The sequence below is a fragment of the Diaphorobacter sp. HDW4A genome (assembly GCF_011305995.1).
GTDB lineage: Bacteria > Pseudomonadota > Gammaproteobacteria > Burkholderiales > Burkholderiaceae_C > Diaphorobacter_A.
Window position 1 is genome coordinate 1,552,437 of record NZ_CP049910.1, and the last position, 23,742, is coordinate 1,576,178.

22 protein-coding genes are annotated in these 23,742 nt (G+C 62.1%); 13 read left to right on the forward strand and 9 right to left on the reverse strand.

Annotated features, from left to right (window positions below; translation table 11 throughout):
- Nucleotides 1-6: 6 nt before the first annotated feature.
- The 6 genes from G7047_RS06950 to G7047_RS06970 all read right to left on the reverse strand — a co-directional run bounded on the left by G7047_RS06950 (nt 7) and on the right by G7047_RS06970 (nt 5,630).
- On the reverse strand, nt 7-390 hold the full coding sequence (locus tag G7047_RS06950; RefSeq protein WP_166302680.1) for a RidA family protein: 384 nt from the start codon (nt 388-390) through the stop codon (nt 7-9).
- Nucleotides 391-392: 2 nt separating this feature from the next.
- On the reverse strand, nt 393-1,883 hold the full coding sequence (locus G7047_RS06955; RefSeq protein WP_166302683.1) for a 2-hydroxymuconic semialdehyde dehydrogenase: 1,491 nt from the start codon (nt 1,881-1,883) through the stop codon (nt 393-395).
- A 114-nt stretch (nt 1,884-1,997) separates the two neighbouring features.
- Nucleotides 1,998-3,347 carry an MFS transporter gene (locus G7047_RS06960; protein WP_166302687.1) on the reverse strand — a complete coding sequence of 450 codons (1,350 nt, stop codon included), beginning with the start codon at nt 3,345-3,347 and terminating at the stop codon, nt 1,998-2,000.
- 136 nt (nt 3,348-3,483) lie between these two features.
- On the reverse strand, nt 3,484-3,615 hold the full coding sequence (locus G7047_RS31330) for a hypothetical protein (protein WP_256376825.1): 132 nt from the start codon (nt 3,613-3,615) through the stop codon (nt 3,484-3,486).
- A 77-nt stretch (nt 3,616-3,692) separates the two neighbouring features.
- Entirely contained in the window at nt 3,693-4,676 is a 984-nt protein-coding gene (locus G7047_RS06965) for a pyridoxal-phosphate dependent enzyme (protein WP_205904733.1), read from the reverse strand.
- Nucleotides 4,677-4,760: 84 nt separating this feature from the next.
- The gene (locus G7047_RS06970; protein WP_166302691.1) at nt 4,761-5,630 is read right to left on the reverse strand and encodes a GntR family transcriptional regulator; all 870 of its coding nucleotides are present in this window, start codon (nt 5,628-5,630) and stop codon (nt 4,761-4,763) included.
- 164 nt (nt 5,631-5,794) lie between these two features.
- Here G7047_RS06970 and G7047_RS06975 point away from each other — a divergent pair, with 164 nt between their 5' ends.
- The 4 genes from G7047_RS06975 (at nt 5,795) to kynU (ending at nt 9,995) form a co-directional block, all read left to right on the forward strand.
- Nucleotides 5,795-6,784 (forward strand): ABC transporter substrate-binding protein, encoded by a 990-nt coding sequence (locus G7047_RS06975; protein WP_166302694.1) that lies wholly within the window; start codon nt 5,795-5,797, stop codon nt 6,782-6,784.
- A 98-nt stretch (nt 6,785-6,882) separates the two neighbouring features.
- Nucleotides 6,883-7,662, forward strand: a complete 780-nt coding sequence (locus G7047_RS06980; protein ID WP_166302697.1) for an ABC transporter ATP-binding protein — start codon at nt 6,883-6,885, stop codon at nt 7,660-7,662.
- Nucleotides 7,663-7,667: 5 nt separating this feature from the next.
- Nucleotides 7,668-8,612 (forward strand): ABC transporter permease, encoded by a 945-nt coding sequence (locus tag G7047_RS06985; protein ID WP_166302701.1) that lies wholly within the window; start codon nt 7,668-7,670, stop codon nt 8,610-8,612.
- Between the two features lie 108 nt (nt 8,613-8,720).
- Nucleotides 8,721-9,995, forward strand: coding sequence for a kynureninase (gene kynU / locus G7047_RS06990; RefSeq protein WP_166302705.1), 1,275 nt, complete (start codon nt 8,721-8,723; stop codon nt 9,993-9,995).
- Nucleotides 9,996-10,093: 98 nt separating this feature from the next.
- Here kynU and G7047_RS06995 read toward each other — a convergent pair whose 3' ends face one another.
- Nucleotides 10,094-11,581, reverse strand: a complete 1,488-nt coding sequence (locus G7047_RS06995) for a deoxyribodipyrimidine photo-lyase (RefSeq protein ID WP_166302709.1) — start codon at nt 11,579-11,581, stop codon at nt 10,094-10,096.
- A gap of 112 nt (nt 11,582-11,693) precedes the next feature.
- On the opposite strand from G7047_RS06995, the gene G7047_RS30925 reads away from it, so the two are divergent.
- The gene (locus G7047_RS30925; protein WP_205904734.1) at nt 11,694-12,140 is read left to right on the forward strand and encodes a hypothetical protein; all 447 of its coding nucleotides are present in this window, start codon (nt 11,694-11,696) and stop codon (nt 12,138-12,140) included.
- Nucleotides 12,141-12,163: 23 nt separating this feature from the next.
- Here G7047_RS30925 and G7047_RS07005 read toward each other — a convergent pair whose 3' ends face one another.
- Entirely contained in the window at nt 12,164-13,180 is a 1,017-nt protein-coding gene (locus G7047_RS07005; protein WP_166302712.1) for a tripartite tricarboxylate transporter substrate binding protein, read from the reverse strand.
- Between the two features lie 177 nt (nt 13,181-13,357).
- Here G7047_RS07005 and G7047_RS07010 point away from each other — a divergent pair, with 177 nt between their 5' ends.
- Nucleotides 13,358-14,359, forward strand: coding sequence for an AraC family transcriptional regulator (locus G7047_RS07010; RefSeq protein ID WP_166302715.1), 1,002 nt, complete (start codon nt 13,358-13,360; stop codon nt 14,357-14,359).
- 190 nt (nt 14,360-14,549) lie between these two features.
- Here G7047_RS07010 and G7047_RS07015 read toward each other — a convergent pair whose 3' ends face one another.
- Nucleotides 14,550-16,340, reverse strand: coding sequence for an acyl-CoA dehydrogenase (locus G7047_RS07015; RefSeq protein WP_166302718.1), 1,791 nt, complete (start codon nt 16,338-16,340; stop codon nt 14,550-14,552).
- Between the two features lie 579 nt (nt 16,341-16,919).
- On the opposite strand from G7047_RS07015, the gene G7047_RS07020 reads away from it, so the two are divergent.
- From G7047_RS07020 to G7047_RS07050, 7 genes are all read left to right on the forward strand, one after another.
- The gene (locus G7047_RS07020) at nt 16,920-17,900 is read left to right on the forward strand and encodes a quinone oxidoreductase (protein WP_166302721.1); all 981 of its coding nucleotides are present in this window, start codon (nt 16,920-16,922) and stop codon (nt 17,898-17,900) included.
- A 32-nt stretch (nt 17,901-17,932) separates the two neighbouring features.
- On the forward strand, nt 17,933-18,781 hold the full coding sequence (locus tag G7047_RS07025) for a TauD/TfdA family dioxygenase (RefSeq protein WP_166302724.1): 849 nt from the start codon (nt 17,933-17,935) through the stop codon (nt 18,779-18,781).
- Nucleotides 18,782-18,799: 18 nt separating this feature from the next.
- Nucleotides 18,800-19,381 carry an alpha/beta hydrolase gene (locus tag G7047_RS07030; RefSeq protein WP_166302727.1) on the forward strand — a complete coding sequence of 194 codons (582 nt, stop codon included), beginning with the start codon at nt 18,800-18,802 and terminating at the stop codon, nt 19,379-19,381.
- A gap of 18 nt (nt 19,382-19,399) precedes the next feature.
- Nucleotides 19,400-20,077 (forward strand): DsbA family protein, encoded by a 678-nt coding sequence (locus G7047_RS07035; protein WP_166302732.1) that lies wholly within the window; start codon nt 19,400-19,402, stop codon nt 20,075-20,077.
- Nucleotides 20,074-20,400, forward strand: a complete 327-nt coding sequence (locus G7047_RS07040) for a Rieske (2Fe-2S) protein (RefSeq protein WP_166302735.1) — start codon at nt 20,074-20,076, stop codon at nt 20,398-20,400. Before G7047_RS07035 ends, G7047_RS07040 begins: the two co-directional genes overlap by 4 nt.
- Nucleotides 20,401-20,424: 24 nt before the next feature.
- Nucleotides 20,425-22,080, forward strand: coding sequence for a fatty acid--CoA ligase (locus G7047_RS07045; RefSeq protein ID WP_166302738.1), 1,656 nt, complete (start codon nt 20,425-20,427; stop codon nt 22,078-22,080).
- 292 nt (nt 22,081-22,372) lie between these two features.
- Nucleotides 22,373-23,611 carry a porin gene (locus G7047_RS07050; protein ID WP_166302741.1) on the forward strand — a complete coding sequence of 413 codons (1,239 nt, stop codon included), beginning with the start codon at nt 22,373-22,375 and terminating at the stop codon, nt 23,609-23,611.
- Nucleotides 23,612-23,742: the final 131 nt, after the last annotated feature.

Below are 23,742 nucleotides of genomic sequence, written 5' to 3' on the forward strand. Positions count from 1 at the left end.
GGTGTTTCAGCTTTGTTGGAACATGAATTCGATTTCGACCAGTGCACCAAGCGGCAGTGCGCTCACGCCGACCGAGGTGCGCGCAGGTGGAGCGATCTGCGTGAACTGGCGTTCCCAGACCTCATTGACACGCGGAAATTGGTCCATGCAGGTGGTATAGATTCGTGCGAGCATTAGCTCGCTCATCGCAAAGCCGTAGTCGGGCAGCGCGAGATGCAGGTTGTCGAAGATGCGCTGGGTTTGCGTGGCTACGTCGCCATCAATCAGCTTGCCGCTGTCGGGGTCCAGCGCAACCATGCCTGAGACCACGCCGAGCGGGCCGTTCTTTACGCAGGGCGTATAGAGAAAGCGCGGCTGCGGGCCCTTGGAGGAGGTGATGAGTTCGCGCATCTTCAGATCGCCACGCAGATGTTGGTGGTCTCGGAATAGAAGTCCAGTGAATGGCGACCGCCTTCGCGGCCGATGCCCGAGAGTTTGGAGCCGCCGAACGGCGTGCGCAGATCACGCGAGAACCAGGTGTTGATCCACACGATGCCCGCGTGGAACTGGCGCGAGACACGGTGTGAGCGCGAGAGATTGGTGGTCCACACGCAGCCTGCAAGACCGTAGGGGGTGTCGTTCACGCGGGCGATGACTTCCTCTTCGGTGTCAAACGGGCTGATGTGGCACACCGGACCGAACACTTCCTCGCGCATGCAGCGTGCGGTGTCGGGCAGACCGGTCCAGATCGTGGGCAGCACGAACGCGCCGTTGTCGCGCGCATCGCCAAACTTCGGCACGCCGCCGCCGGTCACCACCGTGGCGCCTTCTTCCACCGCCAGGCGGTAGTATGACAGTACCTTGTCGCGGTGCTCGTGCGAGATCAGCGAGCCCATGAATACGCCTTCCTCATCGGGCCAGCCGATGGTGAGGGCCTCGGTTTTTTTCTTGAGCGCGGCGACAAATTTGTCGAAGATAGAGCGCTGCACGAACACCCGCTCTGAGCACAGGCAGACCTGGCCCGAGTTGGTGAAGCTCGATTTGACGATGCCGTCCACGGCTTTGTCGAAGTCGCAGTCCTCGAACACGATGGCGCCGTTCTTGCCGCCGAGCTCGAACGAGATGTCCTTCACCCCGTCTGCCACTGCCTTCATGATGGCCGCGCCGGTGCGGGACTCGCCGGTGAAGGTCACGGCGTCGACTTCGGGGTGCTTGGTCATCGCCTCGCCGGCCGAGCCGGGGCCGAAGCCATGGACCAGATTGAATACGCCGGGCGGTACGCCTGCTTGCGCAAATGCCTCAGCCAGCAGCGTGGCCGACGAGGGAGTTTCCTCTGACGGTTTGACCACCATGGTGTTGCCGCAGATGAGGGCCGGGCCGGCCTTCCACGTCATCGACAGCAGCGGTAGATTCCACGGGCAGATACTTGCAATCACGCCGAGCGGCTTGCGCACGGTGTAGTTCATCAGGTCCTGCCCATTGGCCAGACGCGTCTCGAAATACTCGCCGTTCGCCACCTTGCCCAGATCGGCAAACGTGCGCAGATTGGCCATGCCGCGATAGATGTCGAGTGCGCGTGCCTGCGCCATGGGGCGGCCGGTGTCGGCCACCTCGGCGGCGACGAACTCATCGAAGCGGCGCTCAATCACGTCGGCCACCTTGTACAGCATGGCCGCGCGCTCCTGCACGCTCATGCGGCCCCAGGGACCGGTGAGCGCTTTGCGTGCGGCTTTCACCGCACGGTCCACCAGCGCCGCATCGGCCTCATGCACCTTGGCGAGCAGCGTGCCGTCCAGTGGGCTGATGTTGTCAAAGGTTTTCTCTGTCTCGACGAACTCGCCATCCACGTAGTTGCGTAGCGAGGTGAGGCTTGGCGGAAGGGCGAAGCGCGGGGTCGGGGTCATTTTTCTCTGTCTCCACGAAAGCGATCTGATGCCAGACAGTCTAGGCAGAGCCGGGTGCACTGAATAATGAATTCGGTTTGCGCATGTATTCCCGACAAGAATAGATAAGACGACTCAACCCGCAGTGGCAAGTGCGCGGCTGCGCACCAGATCGGAACGGCCATGCTGCACCAGCAGCACGGTGCATGCCGCGACGACTGCAGGTATGGCGATGGCCATGAAGTTGCTCGCGAGCGGCAGGTTCATGTGGACGATCATGCCGATCACGATAGGCGCCAGAATTGCGCCAACCCGGCCGACGCCGAGCATCATGCCGACTCCTGTCGAGCGAGCGGATGTGGGGTAGAACTGGCTGCAGTATGCGCAGGTCATGGTTTGCGTGCCGATGGTGCACGCGCCTGCGACGGCCACCACCACGAACAGTGCGGAGGTGGGCAGCTTGTGGCCCATGAGCGTGATCGCCAAGGCGGCGGCTACGAACATCAGAAAGGTGACCAGTTTGATGTGCAGGCGATCCGCCACCCAGCCGCCGCCGATGGCCCCGATGGTTGCGCCGACGTTGAGCACCAGCACGAAGGTCAGCGCCGAGCCGAGGCTGTATCCCGCCTGAGCCATGAGTTTGGTGAGCCACGAATTGAGCGCGTACACCATGAACAGCGCCATGAAGCAGGTGAGCCAGAACATCAGGGTGCTGAAAGCACGGCCGCCGCTGAACAGTTCGCTGAAAGCCGATTGATGGTTTGCGTTGGCTTGGCTGGCCGTGCCGGACAGCACGAACCGGTCGTCCGCCTGCGGCACGTAGCCGGGACTCAGATGGGAGAGCACTTGCTTGAGCGCTTCTGTCTGGCCTTTGCGCAGCATGTAGCCCAGTGATTCGGGCATCTGCATCCAGATCAGCGGCAGCAGTACGACCGGCGCAGCTGCCGCCAGAAACACGGTCTGCCAGCCATAGCTCTCGATCAGGCCCTTGCCGAGCAGCGCGGCCAGCATGCCGCCGATGGAGTAGCCGCTGAAGGTGAGCGTGATCAGCGTGCTGCGCATGCGCAGCGGAGAGTAGTCGGTCATTTGCGCGATCACATTGGGCATCACGCCACCGATGCCCAGACCCGCGATGAAACGCATCACGCTGAACGAGATCGGCTCGTGCATCAGCCCGGCGAGTGCGGTGAACAGGCTGAATATCGCTATGCACAGGCAGATCATCAGGCGGCGGCCGCAGCGCTCAGAGAGGCCGCCGAACAGGACGTTCCCGAACATCATGCCGAAAAGCGCCGAGCTCGCCATGAAGCCGGCCTGTGTAGCGTCGACTCCCATGTCCTTCATGATCGAGGGAAGGGCGATCCCCACGACGGCGAGGTCGTAGCCATCGAACACGATGGCAAGCCCACACCAGATCGCGACGATCCAGTGAAAGCGTGTGAATGGCGCCTCGTCCGAGGCGCGCTGCAGATCGATCTGTCGCATATTGTCTGTCTCCCTGGGTTTGTCGGCGCGGGGTGCGCCTGTTTCTTTGGGAGCAGACTTTATTCAGCGAACACTGTGTTGAATATTGAATTCGAGTCGCTTTGATGTAGATGGCAGATATAGATACGCCGTGTTGTCATTCCTGCACAGAGGATTGACGCCGCGCTTGAATGAAGCTTTGCACGATGGCGCTGTGCTTGCGGTCGGAGCGAATGGTGCAGCCCGTTGCCGTGGCCCCGCTCAGGTGATCGAAGGCGAGCACTTTCACAAGTCTCAATTCCTCAAAACGCCGCTCGAACGTCAGGCCGGATAGGGTGCACGGAGTCGTGCACCGCTCGCTTTTGATCAGCGCGCTACTGGAACGATGCCATTGAGCGCCGAGATGTAGTCCACCGGGTCGATGTTGCCGCCCGATATCACACACACCACATCGCCTTTGACGCGCGGGTCGTGAATGGCGGCTGCGAGCGACGCGGCCCCCGCGCCCTCGGCGACGACCTTGGCCTTGGCGTACAGCAGCTGCATGGCTTCGACCACTTGGGCGAGCGTGACGACACAGGTGCCGTCGATCAGCTCGCGCACGATGGGCCAAAGCGCGGGCACGACCGTGGGCCCACCGATGCTCTTGATGAACGAGTTCTGCGCATCGACCTGAACCACCTCGCCAGCGGCGAATGCAGCGGTGGCGGGCGCCGCGTGTTCGCCCTCGCAGGCCAGCACGCGCACGCCCGGCTGAAGCGCGCGGATGGCTGATGCGACGCCGGTGACCAGGCTGCCGCCGCCAATCGGCGCGAGCACCCAGTCGGGGCGCGGCAGGTCTTCCAGAATCTCGAATCCGATGGAGCCATTGCCTGCGAGCACGCCGTTGTCGGTGACGGGGTTGATCAGCAGTTCGGGCGCGTCAGGTGCATCTTCTTCGGTGATGTAGTTCCACCATGTCTCACCGCTGATGAATCGTACATCGCCGCCCAGTTTGCGCACGCCCTCGATCTTGGTGAGGGGGGCATCGGTCATCATGTACGCGGCCATCAACACGCCCAGTTGCCGCGCGGCCCAGGCCGTGCCGTAGGCCATGTTGCCCGAGCTCGACACCGCCACGCCGTGCGAGAGGGCGTCGCGATCGCGAGCGAGCAAGGCGGAGAGAGCGGGGCGCAGTTTGAACGCTCCAATCGGCTGCAAGGTCTCGAGCTTGACGAAGATGCGCCGGTCCTTGAGCGGCAGCCCCAGATCGATGAGGGGCGTGCGCCGCACGTACGGGTTGATGCGCTCGCGTGCCGCTGTCATCTCTGCGAGCGTGGGGCGTCGTGGTTGGTTGCGTTGTGGCTTCACGAGCTTGTCTCCTGAGGGGCTGTTCTTGTGTGTTTCGGAAGTCCTGTCAGCGGATCGGCGGCGCTGGAGTTGCCGTCTCTGGGCTCATGCTGCACGCTTTTTGCTGGCTTGCTTGCGAGTGGTTGGCGATGCACCTTTCGTCGCCGGGGAGGCAGGCTTTCTGACTGCTGGCGCACCTTTCTCAGCTTTCAATGGTTTTGCGTCTTTATCGCTCTTCAGGGCCTTGCGCTGCGCCAATTGTTCCTGAACGGCACTGGTGCGCTCGAACACATCCATCGTCGTGCCCGCGTGCTCGGCCATCAGAATGAGGGCGCGATCCACATCGCGGTCCAGCACTGCGTGGAGCAGCTCGGTGTGGTGTGCAGGACTCATGGCGTTGCGCAGTGCGGCGAACGCTTCCTGGGCATCCGCTTGTTTGTTCTTGAACACCGGAAGAATCGCAAGCACCCGGTGATGGCGCTGCAGCTGTTCATGTATCTGTGCCTGAAACCGCAGCAGCCATTTGGAGACCGCGGCGCTCAGCAGTGTCTGATGAAACGCGGCATGCAGGTTTTCCCATTGACTCAGCGTTTCGTCGGAAGGGTCGTCCACCGGCAAAGTGCAGCGGATCAGGCGATGGTGTGCGGCCACCAGCGTGGCCTCCCATTCCGCGTCACCGTTCTCGATGGCCTCCTTCAGAAGCGGCAGCTCGATGGCCTGACGTGCCCGTTGCAGATCATCCAGTTCCGCGCTGGACACGGGCGCCACGGCAAATCCGCGATTGCGTCGGTATACCACCAGCCGCTCCGCCTCAAGACGTGCCAGTGCCTCGCGCACCGGCGTCCAGCTCAGGCCGTAGCTGGCCTTGAGCGCCGTGGGGCGAAGAGCGGTATCAGCGGGCAATCGTGCGGCCAAAATTTCGCGGCGCAGCAATTGGTAGGCCGCGTCGGTCTTGGAGTCTCCGTCTTTGGTCATCGCGCTGGCATGCCTTTCACGCAAGGGTAACTACCAAGATTTATATCTGGTATGTAATTTAATATTCGATCACGCAAACTATATATTATTTTTGCGTTGCTCGTACTTACCGCCAACCCTTATATCCCGGCAACCTGCATACCGGGCAAAACAGGAGACAAAACATGGTTCTCACTTCCCGCGCAAGCTTCAACAAGGCGCTGATCGCCGGTGCCTTGCTGACCGTATTCGGAGGCAACGTCTGGGCCGAGCCGATGAAGATCGCCATCGCCAATTTTGGTGACCACCCGCAGCTCAACGAATCGGTGGCCGGATTCAAGAAGCAGCTCACCAAGGAAGGTTTTGTAGAGGGCAAGGATGTCGTCTACGAACTGAGTCATACCAACTTCGACGCCACGCTGCTGCCGCAGATGATCGCCAAGCTGCAGGCGGGCAAGCCCAAGCTGATGATGACCATCACCACGCCCGTCTCCCAGGTAGCCAAGAAGACGTTGCAGAACTCGGGTATCCCGATCGTCTTTAGCGTGGTGACTGATCCGGTCGCGGCCAAGCTCACGCCGTCGTGGGAGAAGGGTGACGTCGGCATCACCGGCTCGTCCGATCTGCAGGACATGGCTGCTGTGATGCAATTCGCGCACAAGCTGGTGCCCGCCTCCAAGAACTTCGGCATGCCTTACAACCCCGGCGAAGCCAATGATGTGGCGCTGCTGGAGAAGGTCAAGGAAGTGGGCGCGATCAGCAACTACAAGATCGTCTCGGTGGGCGTGGACAACGCCAACGATATCCAGCAACGCATCACCTCGCTCAAGGGCAAGGTGGATGTGCTCTACAACCCGACGTCCAACCTGTTGCAACCGGCCACGCCAGCTGTTTCCGCCGCAGCGCGCCAGATCGGCGTGCCATTGATGGGGGCTGATCCCGAGCCGGTGCACAAGGGGTTGGTGGTGGCTGCTGTTGCCGTGCGCTACGAGAAGGTGGGCGAGAACGCCGGCAAGATTGCCGCGCGCATTCTGCGCGGAGAAGACCCCAAGAACATCGCGCCGATGAAGCCCACGCTGGCTGACCACGAAACCGTGGTGTCGCGTTCCGCACTCAAGGCCTTCAAGATGACCGCACCTGCCTCCATTGCGGACTGCAAGTGCTTTGTGGATTGATTGATACCAGCGAAAACCCATTCAAGGCAATGTGATCCGGGCCGGGCGAATGCGAGCGTGCATTCGTCCGGGCAGGAATCCGAGGAGACAAGACAGTCATGCTGGAAGTAAGAAACGCACGCAAGGTGTTCTATCGCGGCAAGCCCGACGAGAAGATCGCGCTCAACGACCTGAACCTCAAACTGGGCACGGGAGAGTTCGGCATCATCATCGGCACCAACGGTGCAGGCAAGAGCACCATGCTCAACGCCATCAGCGGCGCGCTGCCGCTCGACTCGGGCTCGGTGGTGGTCGGCCATGAGGATGTCACCGATCTGCCCGTGCACAAGCGCGCCGAGCGGATCACCCGCGTGTTTCAGGACCCGATGAAGGGCACTGCGGCCAGCATGACGATTGCCGAAAACATGCTGCTGGCCGAACTGCGCGTGCAAAAGCGCACGCTGCGTCCCGGCCTCACGGCGGCGCGCCGCACGCTGTATCGCGAGCGCCTGTCGGTACTGGGCCTCGGTCTCGAAGATCGGCTCGATGCGCGCGTCGACTTGCTCTCGGGCGGACAGCGCCAGTCGCTTTCGCTGGTGATGGCGGTGAGTACGTCGCCGCAGCTGCTGCTGCTCGATGAGCACACCGCTGCGCTCGATCCGCGCACCGCTGACCTTGTGATGGCCGCCACCGTCAAGGCGGTGGAGGCCTTCAAGCTCACCGTGCTGATGGTCACCCACAACATGCAGCACGCCATCGACTTCGGTCACCGCGTGTTCATGGTGGACGCGGGTCGCGTGAAACTGGAGATCGGTCCCGATGAAAAGAAGGGCCTCACCGTGCCCGACCTGATCTCCCACTTCTCCACCAAGAGCGACCGCATGTTGCTGGCGAGCTGATCACCATGACCGAATTCATTCAAACCACCTTCTCGACGTTCTACGCACTCATCCCCGTCACCATTGCGCAGAGCCTGATCATGGGCTTTGTGGTACTCGGCATCATGCTGCCGTTCCGCGTGCTGAACTTTCCCGACATGACGGCCGAAGGCGCATTCCCGCTCGGCGGCTGCGTCGCCACGGTGCTCATCGTTTCGGGAATGAATCCCTGGCTGGCCGTGGCCGTTGCGATTCTCGCGGGCTTCATCGCGGGCTGCTGCACTGCATACATCCACCTGCGTTTTCGCATCCACACGCTGCTCGCCGGTATCTTGATGACGACGATGCTCTACAGCATCAACCTGCGCATCATGGGCCGCTCCAACATCTCGCTGTTCGGCAGCGACAGCATTCTGGACGTGATTCCCGTGGCCGACGCGGGCTCGCCATGGAACAAGATCGCCATCGTCGGCGTGCTGCTGGCGATTGCCTTCTTCGTGATGAACTACTTCTTCAAGACCGAAAAGGGCACGGCCATGCGCGCGGTGGGTGCCAACCCCGACATGTCGGAAGCACAGGGCATCAACGTGTGGAGCGCCACCATCGTGGGCATTGGCATCGCCGGTGGATTCTCCGCCATGGCGGGCGCGCTGATGGTGCAATCGCAAGGCTTTGGCGACATCAACATGGGCCTCGGCGTGCTGATCAACGGCCTGGCCGCGCTGATGATCGGAGAGGCCATCATCGGCAACCAGACGGTGTTCCGCCAACTGCTCGCACCCATCGTCGGTGCGCTGATCTATTATCAGCTGATCTCGCTGTGTCTGGCCGCCAACATGCCGCCACCCGACCTGAAGCTCGCCACCGGTCTGTTCGTGCTGTTTATGCTGGGCCTGCCATCCCTTCGCGGTGGCCGCAAGAGCGGCAGCGCACCGGGCCGTGAAGCCATGCGTGAACGTCCGGCAGGTTGAAGGCGACGGACCACGCGACATACAAAACACGAACGATTTTTCTCCATGCCCCCCGGATGCCCAGAACGGACAATCCAGAGGGGGCCGCATCTCTCGACAGGACTTTTCATGACAACCCAAAAACTCACACTCGCCGACTGCCGCGCCATGGACGCGAGCGACCCGTTGGCGAAGCTGCGCGACCAATTCGATTTGCCCTCTGATGTGATCTATCTCGACGGCAACTCGCTCGGCGCCATGCCCAAGGCATCGCTCAAGCGCGCACAGGAAGTCATCACGCAGGAATGGGGCGTGGGCCTGATTCGCAGCTGGAACACCGCTGGCTGGTTCGACATGCCACGCAAGCTCGGCAACCAGCTTGCGCGCCTGGTGGGCGGCAAGGATAACGAGGTCATCGTGACTGATACCACCTCCACCAACCTGTTCAAGGTGATGGCCGCCGCGCTGCGCCAGCAGAAGGAAAAGGCGCCCGCGCGCCGCGTGATCGTCTCCGAGCGCAACAACTTTCCGACCGACCTGTACATCACCCAGGGCCTGATGGACATGCTCAGCTCGCTGGGCAGTGCAGACTACGAACTGCGCTTGGTGGATGGCGTTGCCGGCCTTGAAGCGGCGCTGACCGAAGACGTCGCTGTGGTGCTGCTCACCCACGTGAACTACCAGACCGGCTACATGTACGACATGGCCGACATCACCGCCAAGGCGCACAAGGTGGGCGCTGTGACGATCTGGGACCTGTGTCACTCCGCAGGTGCCGTGCCCGTCGATCTGAACGGCGCGAACGCCGATTATGCCGTCGGTTGCACTTACAAATTCCTGAACGGCGGCCCCGGCTCGCCCGCGTTTCTCTGGGTCAACCCCAAGTACCAGGAAAGCTTCTGGCAGCCTTTGTCCGGCTGGTGGGGCCACGCCCGCCCATTCGCCATGGAGTCGAACTACGACCCGCATCAGGGCGTCAAGCGCTACCTGTGCGGTACTCAGGCCATCACGTCGCTCGCCATGGTCGAGAACGGCCTCGACACCTTTGCAGACACCCACATGGAAGAGCTGCGCACCAAGTCACTCCAACTGACCACGCTGTTCATCGATCTGGTGAACCAGGAATGCGAAGGCTTCCCGCTCACGCTGAATACGCCGATGGACACCAAATACCGTGGCAGCCAGGTGGGCTTTGTGCACCCGCACGGCTTTGCCGTGGTGCAGGCGCTGATCGAACGCGGCGTGATCCCGGATTACCGTGAACCACAGATCATGCGCTTTGGCTTCACGCCGCTGTACATCGGCTTTGAAGACGTGTGGAATGCGGTCGCTGTGCTCAAGGACATTCTGGTGAGCAAGAGCTGGGATCAACCGAAGTTCCATCAGCGCGGGACGGTGACCTGAGTACCTTCGGTACATATCAAATCGACGCATGCTTGCGTGGACTCGGGTGATCTGCAGCGTTGTAAATCCTGATCCGCACAAGCACCGTCCGACTCGTCTCAAATCTCTAATTGCGTCGCCCCCCCTGTGGCGTCTTGCTTGAGAAAGTGAAACCGCATCAATGTGCGCTGTCGCGCGCGGGCATGGTCGACTATTGGATGCGGATAGTCCTGTCCCAATTGCACTGCACAGGCATGCAATTTGAGCGGTTTCATCCCCGCCGGAAAATGGATGTGCTTGTCTGGAACCCGAGCCAGCTCTGGCACATAGCGACGGATGAAGCGGCCATCCGGGTCGAAGCGCTGTGATTGCGTGACGGGATTGAAGATGCGAAACCAGGGTTGGGCGTCGCAGCCGGTGGATGCGGCCCATTGCCAGCCACCGTTGTTGGCGGACAGGTCGAAATCGTTGAGGTGCTCGGCAAAGTGGCGCTCGCCGCGGCGCCAGTCGATGCCGAGATCCTTGGTCAGAAAGCTCGCCACCACCATGCGCAGACGGTTGTGCATATACCCCGTCTGGTGCAATTGGCGCATGGCGGCATCCACCAGCGGATAGCCGGTGCGGGCCTCGCACCATGCCTGCCAGAGTTCGGGTGCATCGTCCCATTGCACACCGTCATATTCCGAGCGAAACGACTGCGTGATCACATGCGGGTGGTGCCACAGGATCATGAAATAGAAGTCTCGCCAAGCGAGCTCTGACAACCAGATCTGTGCACCTTCATCGCCATACAACGCTTTTTGCTGGGCTAGCCGAGCCAATTGGCGAATCGACATCGTGCCAAACCGCAGGTGTACCGACAAGTAGGAAACACCTTTGCGTCCTGGGTAGTCACGCGCCTCCTGGTAGGCATGCATGCGTGGCAAAAAGTCTTTGAGCAGTTGCTTTGCGCCTTGCGTGCCGACAGGCATGGAGAGTTCCCGCAAGTTGGTGCGTTCAAAGCCCAGCTGTTCCAGTGCGACCATGCTCTCGTTGGCAGGCAGTGCTGCCAGATGGTGGGCGTAGCGCTCTACCGGATAGGGTTTGAGCTGAAAGTCGTTCAGCGCCTGCAACCACGCCCGTTTGTAGGGCGTGAACACGCTGTAGGGCTTGCCTGTTTGAGTCAGCACTTCATCGCGATCCAGGAGTACTTGGTCTTTGTAGTCGCTGAAAGCAATGCCCAGCGAATTCAAATCCCGCGCCACGCGCTGGTCTCTGGTGATGGCCGCAGGCTCATAGTCGCGATTGGTCAACACCTCTTGCACGCCCAGACTCTGTGCCAACTGCACAATGCACTCTGCAGCAGGGCCATGGCGAACAATCAAGCCTCCGTCTGGCACCCCAGAGCCAGCAGCGAGAGCCTTCAATGCCCCATGCAACTGCAAGACGCTCGCATGAATGAACTCCACTCGCCGATCCTGCTTGTTGGGTAGCGCGTCCAGAATGTCCGTGTCGAAAACAAAGGCGCAGTACACCTTTTCAAAGCGGCGCAACGCGTAGTAGATAGCGGCATGGTCATCACAGCGCAAGTCACGCCGCAGCCACACCAGAGCACTGGAGGTCGTCATGGTTGGTTCAGTTGGTGCTACTTCCAATGGCGCGGCAGACAGAGGCCTGCGCCGCTGACCCTTGGATCAATTTTGGAATTGAAGCACATGTGATCAAATACCATCCATCCACATGACCATCAACCCCGCGTGCATTGCAGCCAGACATGTCCTTGCAGGCATGCGTGACCGATTGCGCGGGGATGCGCTCCTTCAGTTGGCGATTTCGGGGTGCATCGAGGTCGAGCGCTCTGGTTTTCCCGAGCAAGCGATGTACGAGGCGGCGTCTCACTGCGAGGGGTGTGTGCCGTGCCAAGCTTGGGCGGGGGCCTTGCTGGATGAGCTGTTTCCAGAGCGTGTCGTGCAGCGCCAGCACGTCGCGCGATACTGCTGCCAGAGCATGTTCGATACGGTGACTTGCCGTGATGCGCGGGTGCGCTTTTCATTCGAGCGCTTTCGCAACGAGGACCCGTGCTGGTGCATCAACGGGGAATACGTCTTTGCGAACTACTGTCCTTGGTGCGGCACTCGGCTTCCCTGTCAGGCGTTCGAGGCGGATTTCCCGCCTCCGTCAGTCTGAATAACACCCCAGCCAACCCACCATCACAGCTTGATATCGGCCCCCTTCAACACCTTCCCCACCCGCTCATAGTCCGCGAGTAGTTCGGTGTGCAGTGCTTGCGTGCTGCGGCGGCTGCCGGGTTCGAAGCCTGCCTGGCTCAGCACGTTCTTGAACTCGGACGTATCCATGGCTTGTTGCACCAACTGCTGGATCATCAGTTGCTTGTCGGCGGGCAGGGCGCTGTTGGCCCAAAGGCCCATCCATCCGGTGTAGGTGAGTTGTGGCAGACCTGATTCCTGGAACGTGGGCACGTCGGGGAGCAGGGGCGAGCGCTGGGGCGAGGTGATGGCGATGGCCTTGATCTTGCCCGAGCGGATGAAGGGCAGGGAGGTGGCGAGGCCGTCGAACATCAGCGGGGTGTGGCCGCCCATGACGTCGTTGAGGCCGGCCGTGGAGCCCTTGTAGGCCACGTGTTCCAACTTGGCGCCGGTAGCCTGCGCGAGCAGCAGGCCGGCCACGTGCGACATGGTGCCGGGGCTGTAGGAGGCATAGCTCAATCCTCCCGGTGATGACTTGCTCAGCTGAATGACTTCCGCGAGATTCTTGGCCGCGACGCCGGGCGCCGCCACCAGCACGATGCCGCCGCGCGCGAGATCGGCCAGGGGCACGATGGCTTTGCGGGTGTCCTGTCGCATCTTCACGATATGCGGAATTTCGCTCACGAGGGAGCTGACGCCGACCATCAGGGTGTATGGGTCCACCGGTGCCTGCAGCAGATCATTGACCGCGATGACGCCGGCCGCGCCGGGCTTGGGGTCGACGATGAAGGGGTGCTTGGACAGCCGGTTGAGCTGATCGCTCAGGGCACGTGCGACCGCGTCCGCCGAGCCGCCCGCGGGCCCCGCCACCACAAGGCGCACGGGCTTGTCGGGCCATGCGTCGGTGGGCTTGGTCTCTGCGAATGAAAGGCCTGTCCAGCTGGCACCGAGCGCAAGGGCCGATGCGGCGCGCAGCAGGCTGCGGCGGGTGGGGACGTGGATGTTGTGTAGGTTATGCATGTCTCGGGTCTCCTGCCATTGGTCTTCTGGACGCGGCCCTGTCACTGTAGGCAAATGGCTCATTTGAATTTCTCATTTCACGACATTTAATTTTCAAAAGACGCCATGAGGTATAAACCCTGATGGGTATCAAGGCGAAGTCGTTAAAACTTCGCGACGTTTTTCGGGTGATGCGCTATGGATACGCTGGTCAGAACCGTGACCTTGAACGGTTTTTTGAACGTCTGCAATCTGCATGGCGTGAATTCACATCAATTGCTCAGGCAGGTGGGGTTAGATGCGAGTGCGCTGGTCGAGTCGGATCGGCACATCTCGGCCGAAACGCTGTGCAAGCTGCTTGATCTGGCGGCCAAGGAGTCGGGCTGCGCGGCGTTCGGCATCCAGATGGCGCAGAACCGGCAGACGCTGGACTTCGGGATTCTGGGCGTGCTGATGCGCCACCAGCCCAGCCTGCGCGACATGTGGCAGAGCGCCATTCAATACCGCAAGCTGCTCAACGACGCCACGGCGATTTCGCTGGAGCAGACGGGCGATCTGAGTATCCTGCGATTCGAGCTTCTGATCGACTCGCAGATTCCGCAGACGCAATCCTGCGAGCTGGTGCTGGGCGTGGCGATGCGCACCTGTCAGGCCGTGCTGGGCGTGGCGTGGTCGCCCAAGGAGGTGCGCTTCATGCACCCCGCGCCCGCAGAGCAGTACCAGCACAAGCAGTTTTTCGGTTGCCCGGTGAGCTTCAACAGCGAGTTCAACGGCATGGTGCTGCGCTCCGTGGACATGAACGCCACCAACCCTGCTGCTGATCCCGAATTGGTGCGCTATGCCGAGAGCGTGGTCATGCCGCTGCGCGCATTCGGTGACAACGCGCTGCTGCAGGAGGTGCGCAAGAACATCTATCTGCTGATGCCGCTCGAGCAGGCCTGCATCGAGCGCGTGGCCGAGCAGATGCACCTGAGCACCCGCACGCTGCAGCGGCAGCTCGACCACAGGGGCACCAGCTTTTCGGAAGTGCTCGACACCGTGCGCAAGAATCTGGTGCTGCGCTACATGAACAACAGCCGCTATTCCATCGGCCAGGTCGCATCGCTGACCGGTTATTCACGCCAGGCCTCGTTCACCCGCTGGTTCCATGTGAACTTCGGCATGAGCCCACGCCAGTGGCGGCAGACGCGACCGGCGTGAGTTGCTCGTGGCGACGCGGCGCGATCAGAACGTGTTTGCGATCTCAGCGCGAAGGCTTGCAGGATGCGGATCGGGAGGGGCTGCAAGGCGCAAACCGCAGCAATAGCTCGTGCTACAAGCGAGGATTTGCAACCCAGTAGACCGCCCGAGGCCGCACCTGCAAGACCGCGTGGAGATCGTAAACACGTTCTCAGAACGCGTCCATCGCGAGCGCCATGACCGAGCCGCCGCCGTGGCGGATGCTGTCGGCCTGCGCCGGGGCCTTGGCCAGAATGTGCTCGGCAAAGAAGCGCGCGGTGCTCACTTTGGCCTGCATGAAGGCCATGTCTTCTCCATCGGCTATGGCTTGCTCGGCTGCCAGCAGTGAGCGCGCGAGTTGCCATCCCGCAAACAGGCCGCCGGTCAGCATCAGGTAGGGCACGCTGCCCGCGTAGGCCTCGTTCGGGTGCTCCTTGGCGGTCGCCACCATGAAGCCCACTACGTCAAGAAACGCCTCGCGCGCGCTGGCAAGGCGATCTGCCACCACGCTCGCCACGAGGCTGCCACTGGTGCGCAATGCGGCCTCGGTCTCCGCGATCTGCGTGGCGATGGTGCGGGCAAGCATACCGCCGTCACGACAGGTCTTGCGGCCTACCAGATCGTTGGCTTGAATTGCGGTCGTGCCCTCGTAGATCGGCAGAATGCGCGCATCGCGGTAGTGCTGGGCGGCGCCGGTCTCTTCGATGAAACCCATGCCGCCATGCACTTGTACGCCGAGGCTGCAGACCTCGACACTCGCCTCGGTGGTGAAGCCCTTGACCAGCGGCACCATGAATTCGTAGAGCGCCATCTGCTCGCGGTGCACCTGTGCGTCGGGGTGTGCGTGGGCGCGATCAAACGCACCAGCCGCGGCACAGGCGAGCGCGCGGCAGCCTTCGTTCAAGGCGCGCATGGTCATCAGCATGCGGCGCACATCGGGGTGATGGATGATGGTCACGCTGTGCTTGGCGTTGCCGTCCACCGGGCGGCTCTGCACACGCTCGCGTGCGTAGGCCACAGCGCGCTGGTAGGCGCGCTCGGCAACGGCCAGACCCTGAATGCCCACGCCGTAGCGCGCCGCATTCATCATGACGAACATGCATTCAAGCCCGCGATTTTCTTCACCGACGAGGTAGCCAACCGCGCCACCGTGGTCGCCAAACTGCAGCACGGCAGTGGGCGATGCCTTGATGCCGAGCTTGTGCTCGATGGAGACACAATGCACATCGTTGCGCTCGCTCGGCGTGCCATCGGCATTGACCAGAAACTTGGGAACCACGAACAGGCTGATGCCCTTGACGCCCTCGGGCGCACCGGCCACGCGGGCGAGCACCAGATGGACGATGTTGTCCGCCATGTCGTGTTCGCCGTAGGTGATGAAGATCTTGGTGCCAAAGATCTTGTAGCTGCTATCAGCCTGTGGCTCGGCGCGCGTGCGCAGTAGCGCCAGATCGGATCCCGCCTGCGGCTCGGTCAGGTTCATCGTGCCGGTCCATTCGCCGCTCACCAGCTTGTGCAGATAGGTGTTCTGCAGCTCGGGGCTGGCGGCGGTGAGCAGGGCCTCGATGGCGCCATCGGTCAGCATCGGGCAGAGCGAAAAGCCAAGATTGGCGCTGTTGAACATCTCGGAGCAGGCCGCGCTGATGGTCTTGGGCAAGCCCTGTCCGCCGAGCGCAGACGGATGCTGCAGGCTCTGCCAGCCGCCCGCGACGAACTGCTGATAGGCGTCGCGAAATCCGGGCGCGGTGGTCACGCGACCACCCTCAAAACTTGCTGGGTGGATGTCGCCCTCGCGGTAGAGCGGCGCGAGCACGCCTTCGCTGAATTTTGCGCACTCTTCAAGCACGGCAGTCGCAGTGTCCTCGCCGAAATCCTCGAACTCCGGAATCTGCGCCAGCTCGGTGATGCCGGCGAGATGGCGCATGTTGAAAAGCATGTCCTTGATGGGGGCGGAATATGACATCGGAATACCTCGGGAGAATATTGAAAGCCAGAAGCGGGAAAGCGTCTGCATCACCTTCTGAAATTGTGGAAAGTGTTTGTGCAATGAAAGAATATGCGCTCTGTACAGACGTTTTGTCGCGCAGATGATTCTAGTTTGAATATTCTGCTTTATCGTTTTGGTAATTTATCGATTCGCGCCACTGTTGGGTGGCTTGCGTCTGGTCTGCGAGGCGTGCCAACTCCGTGAGCCCATTCGATGGTGAGTTATTTTTATTTTGTTTCAATGGGTTGTGGATGATTTCTTGCTTGGAAAAATGAGCTTCAGAAGGGTTAGGTGTTTTCCATGAGTGACGCTTTTGGAGAAAAAATTGGCGCAAAGAGAGAAATTTTATTTGCCTGAGTCCATATAGTTCAATCCACCGTTTCAATGCGCATTTGATTTTCGGTATTTTGCTGAAATTGGTTCAATGCATTGAATCGAGATGAATGCGTTCTCAAAAAAATCGCATATTCGAAGAATATCAATTTCACGATTAAAGGCGCCGTGCGCATTCATTCCCCGACCGTTTGATATCTAGTTGATTGATTGGAGTACCCCATGGCAAAGATGACCCGTTTCCACGAAGTGGGAGGCCCGGAAGTTCTCAAGTACGAGGACGTGGAGGTCGGTGCGCCGGGCGCGGGCCAGGTGCGTCTTCAGCATGGCGCCGTGGCGCTGAACTTTGCCGACACCTATTTCCGCAGCGGCCTCTATCCCGCGCCGCTGCCATCGGGCATCGGCAGCGATGCCTGCGGCACGGTCACGGCGGTGGGCGAGGGCGTCACGGCCTTCAAGGTGGGCGACCGCGTGACCTACACCGGCGCGCACAACACGCTGGGCGCCTACAGCACCGAGCGCCTGATCGACGCCTCCACATTAATGCGCCTGCCCGATGCGATCGCGTTCGAGACCGCAGCAGCGATCACCATGCGCGGGCTGACGGCCGCGTATCTGATGCGCCGCATCTACGACTTCAAGGGCGGCGAGACGATTCTGTTGCACGCCGCCGCCGGTGGCGTGGGCCTTCTGGTCTCGCAGTGGGCCAAGCTGCAGGGATTGAACGTGATCGGCACCGTGTCGTCCGACGCCAAGGCAGAGGTGGCCAAGGCGCACGGCTGCGATCACACCATCAACTACAGCCACGAGGACGTGGCCGCGCGCGTGCGCGAGATTACCGGCGGCCAAGGCGTGCATGTGGTCTACGACAGCGTGGGCAAGGACACCTTCGAAGGCTCGCTCAACAGCCTCAAGCGCCGTGGCCTGATGGTCTGCGTGGGCACGGCGTCGGGAATGATTCCGCCGTTCAACCCGCAGATTCTCGCGATGAAGGGCTCGCTGTTCCTCACGCGTCCCGCATCGGCTGACTATCTGGCCGACCCCGCAGAAAAGGCCGCGCTCGCCGCAGAACTGTTCGACCACGTTGCCTCGGGCCGCATCCGCGCCGACATCAGCCAGCGCTACGAACTGGCCGACGCAGTGCAGGCGCATCGCGACATGGAAGCGCGAAAGATCATCGGATCGGCCATCTTCACCGTCTGAATTCCAACGACAAAAACAGGAGACAAGACACCATGCAAGTCGAACAACTGGCCTGTTCCATCGGCGCTGAACTCACCGGCGTGAGCCTCAGCGATGCGGCGCACGACGACGCGCTGTTTGCGGAGATCCGCAAGGCGCTGCTCAAGCACCGCGTGCTGTTTCTGCGCAATCAGGACATTCCGCGCGCCGACCATGTCGCGTTTGCGCGCAAGTTTGGCGATCTCGAAGACCATCCGGTGGTCGGCAGCGATCCCGAGAATCCGGGCCTGCTGCAGATCTACCGTTCGGCCGAAAGTCCTCCCGAGCGCTACGAGAACTCCTGGCATTCCGACACCACCTGGCGCGAGGTGCCGCAGTTCGGCGCGGTGCTGCGCTGCGTGGAATGCCCGACCGTGGGCGGCGACACGATGTGGGCCAACATGGTGCTGGCCTACGAGCGCCTGCCGCAGTCGGTGAAGGAGCAGATCGCCGACCTGCGCGCGCGCCACAGCATCGAGTGCACCTTCGGCGCGGCCATGCCCACCGACAAGCGCCACGCGCTCAAAGAACGCTTTCCCGATCCCGAGCATCCGGTGGTGCGCACGCATGCCGACACGGGCGAAAAGATCCTCTACGTGAACGGTTTCACCACACATTTCACCAACTTCCACACCGCTTCGCGCGTGCGTGTGGGCCAGGACCACAGCCCGGGCTCTGGCGACCTGTTGCGCTATTTGATCAGCCAGGCGCAGATTCCCGAGTACCAGGTGCGCTGGCGCTGGAAGCCCAACAGCATCGCCATCTGGGACAACAGCTCCACACAGCACTACGCGGTGATGGATTACCCCGCATGCAACCGCAAGATGGAGCGCGCGGGCATCATCGGCACGCGGCCGTTCTGAGCGAGGCGAGTCAATCAGATGTACCGCTATCCCGACGATCTCACCTTCGTGCTCGTTCCCGGTCTGCGCGACCATGTGGAAGACCACTGGCAGACCCATCTGCAAAAGGAACTGCCGCACTCCGTCACGGTGCCGCCGCTGGAGCACGACAAGCTCAGCCGCGCCGCGCGCGTGCATGCGCTGGTCGAAACGCTGGGCGGCGTGGATGGCCCCGTGGTGCTCGTTGCGCACAGCGCGGGCGTGATCACCACGCTGCATTGGGCCGCGCAGTTTGGGCAGAGTTTTTCAAAGCCGATTCGCGGTGCCTTGCTTGCCACGCCGGCCGATCTCGACGAGCCGCTTCCCGAGGGCTATCCCACGCAGCTGCAGTTGCAGACCAACGGTTGGACCCCCGTGCCGCGCGCGGCTCTGCCGTTCCCGACCATCCTCGCCGCAAGCCGCAACGATCCGCTCGCACGCTTCGAGAGCATGGAGCGGCTGGCCAAGGACTGGGGCGCGCGCCTTGCCGATCTGGGCGAGGTCGGGCATCTGAATCCCGCTGCAGGCTATGGTCGCTGGGACGGCGTGCATGCGCTGCTCGGCGAGCTTGCGCGCCCGTGAATTGAAGAGGCCGCCGACATGAGCACCGACACGACGACGACCACCACCACCATCGACCGCGCTCCCGCGCTGCGCGTGGACTATGCGCTCGACCTGATCTGCCCTTGGTGCTGGATTGGCCTGCGCCACCTGCGCACCGCCTTGCGCGGCCTGCTGGCGCAAGACCCAGGCATCGCGCTGCAACTGCGCTGGCACGCGAGCACGCTGCTGCCGCACATTTCACCCGAGGGCGTGGCCTATCAGGCGTTCTACGAGGCGCGTCTGGGCAGCCGCGAGGCCGTGCTCGCGCGGCGCGCGCAGGTGCAGGCCCATGCGCAGCCGGTGGGCATTACGCTCGCGTTCGATAGCATCGAACGTTTTCCCAATTCGGCGCTGGCCTGTGCGCTGGTCAATGTGGCGCAGGAACAGCTCGGCCTGATCGCGATGAGCGACTTCGTCGAAAGCCTCTACGACGCGTATTTCGTGCAGGGGCAGGACATCGGCCAGGCGCGCGTGCTGTTGGATCTCGCACGCGCGGCGAGAGTGGAATGTTCGCCCGAGCAGCTCATGGCGGCCGGTTTGCGTTCCTGCAGCCTGCCGAGTCAGGGCGTGCCGCATTTCGTGTTCAACGAGCGGGTGCAGATCACCGGTGCCGTGCCTGCCGAACAGCTGCTCGCGGCGATGGCGCAGGCCTTGCCGAACGGAGTCACTGCATGAGCCTTACAGCGAACGCTGCCATTCCCGCAGGCAGGGCCGACGCGCTGCCACCCGGCGCGCGCAAGCTGGTGTTCATGGGGGAGGGCGAATCCGTGCTCGTGATGAATGTGGACGGCCAGTTCTTCGCGATGGAAAACAGCTGCCCGCACGCGGGTGCCTCCATCGCCAGCGGCCCCTGCGACGGCCACCGGCTGAGCTGCCCCGCGCACGGCCTGCGCTTTGACATCCGCAGTGGCGAATGCGTGGGCTCGCCCGGTATGCGCCTCGTGACCTTTGCTGTGGACGTGGTCGATGGCGATCTGCTGCTGCGACCCTCCCGTTGATTCATCGATTTTCAGAGAGTTGAAATGAACCCATCCGACCACCTGCTGGTGCCCACCGCATCGGCTTACACCTATCCCTTGCTGATCAAGCAGTTGCTGCTCAACTCCATGAGCCTGCACGGTGATCAGGAGATCACCTATCGCGGCGAGATGCGTTACCGCTACCGCGACTTCAACCGCCGCATCGGTCAGCTCGCCAACGCGCTCACCCAGCTCGGCACGCGCGCGGGCACCACGGTGGCCGTGATGGACTGGGACAGCCACCGCTATCTCGAATCCTACTTCGGCATTCCGATGATGGGCGCCACGCTGTTCACCGTGAACGTGCGCCTCTCGCCCGCGCAGATTCTCTACACGCTCAACGACTCCGAGGCCGAGGTGCTACTGGTGCACACTGACTTCCTGCCGGTCATCGAGCAGATCCGCGACCAGATTCCGAGGCTCAAGACCATCGTCGTGCTGTCGGACGACGGCAAGCCGGTCGAGAGCACGCTGGTCTTTGCCGGTGAATACGAAGCGCTGGTCACCAAGGCGAGTGCAGCGTTCGACTTCCCCGAGCTCGAGGAGAACACCAAGGCCGTGACCTTCTACACCACCGGCACCACGGGCGATCCGAAGGGTGTGTGCTACAGCCACCGCCACATCGTGCTGCACGCGATGGCGACGGCGCTCAGCGTGTGCTCGCCCGGCGGCTCGCAGCGCCTGTCCACGGCCGACGTCTACATGCCGATCACGCCGATGTTCCATGTGCTCGGCTGGGGCTTTCCGTACATCACCATCCTGCTCGGTCTGCGCACCGTGCTGCCGGGCCGCTATCTGCCCGAAGTGCTGCTCAAGCTGCGCGAGACCGAGAAGGTCACCTTCTCGCATTGCGTGCCGACGATTCTGCAGATGCTGGTGAGCGGCGCGGAAAAATCGGGCCAGGATCTCTCAGGCTGGAAAGTCATCATCGGCGGATCGGCGTTGCCGCCAGGCCTCTGCGAAGCCGCGCTCGCCAAGGGCATGGACGTGTTCGCGGGCTATGGCATGTCGGAGACTGGCCCGGTCGTCTCGCTTGCGCTCACGCCCGCGCAGGCCGAACCGCTATCCGCGCAGGACGATCTCAAGCTGCGCTGCTCCACCGGCCGCCCGTCGCTGATGGTGGACTTCCGCGTGGTCGACGAGAACATGCAGGACGTGCCGCGCGACGGCGTCACGCGCGGCGAAATCGTGCTGCGTTCGCCCGCGCTCACGCCGCTGTATTTCAAGAAGCCCGAGGCCTCCGAAGAACTCTGGCACGGCGGTTATCTGCACACGCAGGACATCGCGGTCATGCATGCTGACGGCGTGGTGCAGATCGTGGATCGCCTGAAGGACGTCATCAAGACCGGTGGTGAGTGGGTCTCATCCATCGAGGTCGAAGGCCTCATCACCCAGGTGCCCGGCGTGCAGGAAGCTGCCGTCATCGGCGTGCCCGATGCGAAGTGGGGCGAGCGCCCCATGGCCTATGTGGTGGCCAGGGGCGAGGTCAGCGCGCAGGCGGTGCGCGAGCACCTGCTCGGTCACGTGAACGCACGTCGTTTGAGCGCCTATGCCGTGCCCGAGTTGGAGCGCATCTGCTTCGTCGCAGAGATTCCCAAGACCAGCGTCGGCAAGGTCAACAAGAAGCAGTTGCGAGCGTCGCCGCCGCAAGCCATCTAGGCACTGAATCGACATCGTGATTCGGCCTGCCGGAGAAGCCTCCGGCAGGCCTTTCGTCGTTGCACGAATGTGCATTCCGAAAGTCGGAAAGTCCCTTAATCACAGGGACTTATCGGAATCCCCTAGTGGCGCGGATAGAGAAATCAATGGCACGAAAAGCCGAAACCCGAAGCGGCCAGAAAGTGACACTGCGGTCAGCGATGCGGCGCTCCAGAGCAATGCCCGCAGCGCAAAAAACAGTGCTCGAAACGAGCAGACAAGACCCTCGAAAAAGATCGATTCAGGAGACAACTTGAAAGCAAAACAATGGAATGGCCCACTGGCCCTGACCACAGCGACCGTCGCATCGGCCCTGTGCCTGACGGCCATGCCCGCATGGGCGCAGAGCAGCGTGACGATCACCGGCGCCATGGACATGGGCCTGCTCAACATGTCCAACTACAGCCGAGGCATCGGCTACCTGCCTACCAGCGCGCATGACACCACCGACACCCGCGCCAAGGATGGCGGCCTCGGCTCGAGCAACATCGGTTTCAAGGGCGTCGAAGACCTGGGTGGCGGCATGAAGGCCACCTTCCATCTGCACGGCAACATCAACCTCGCCAACGGCACGGCGGGCGGCCCCAATTCGAGCGCGACCACCTCGTTCTTCAACCAGATGTCCACCGTGGGCCTGTCGGGCAGCTTCGGCGAGATCAAGCTCGGCCGCCAGTTCTCTCCCGCCGCCTGGGCGATGATGCACACCGACGTGCGCGGCATGCGCTACTTTGGCTCCACGCTCACCGCGCTGGTGTCGATGAACGCGGCCAGCAAGTCCTGGATCGGCAACAACTCCAATGTCGCCTTCGGCACCATCTACGACGACAACACGCTGGCGTACACCGCACCCGTGTGGAACAACCTCAAGCTCGACTTCGCCTACACCTTCGGCGAAGGGCGCGGCAAGGCGAATTCCCAGCAGTCGGTGACGGCGCTCTACACCAACGGCGGCCTCAAGCTCTCGGCGCTGTACTACAACGGCTTCGGCAACAACTACGGCACGGCCGTGGCGCTGTACACGGCGGCTGCAGGCGGCAATGCCGCAGCGGGCACGCGCGCGGCCGAAGCGGCGGGCTTCTCGCCCACGGCCAACACCAACCGGCTCTACGCAGCAGGCGCGCTTTACAGCACGGGCGCATGGACCATCGGCGGCCAGTACTACGCGGCGCGCAACCCCTCGCATGCGGTGATGCCCGGTGGCTCCGACAGCCTCGACATGCTGAACTTCGGCCTCGGCTGGAAACCCATGCCGCAGCTCAACCTGTTGGCCGGTTACTACTACGTTCGCGACAACAAGAACGACGGTCACAAGGCTACGCAGTTTGTCATGGGTGCCGAATACTTGCTGTCGCGCCGCACCTGGCTTTACCTGCAGGGTGCCTACGTGACCAACAAGGGCGACAACATGGCGATGAGCCCGATGTACGCCACGCCCGTGGCCGCAGACCGCAACGTGCGCGCCTACATGGCGGGCGTGCGCCACACGTTCTGAGTGGCTTTGCCAGCAGCGCGACACGACGCCCGATTTGAATCATCATCACGGTAGACCGAAATTCATTCACCGCGCATCGGCCGGAATTCCAACCAGGCGACGCGGCCGATGACCGGGACCGTGATCACATC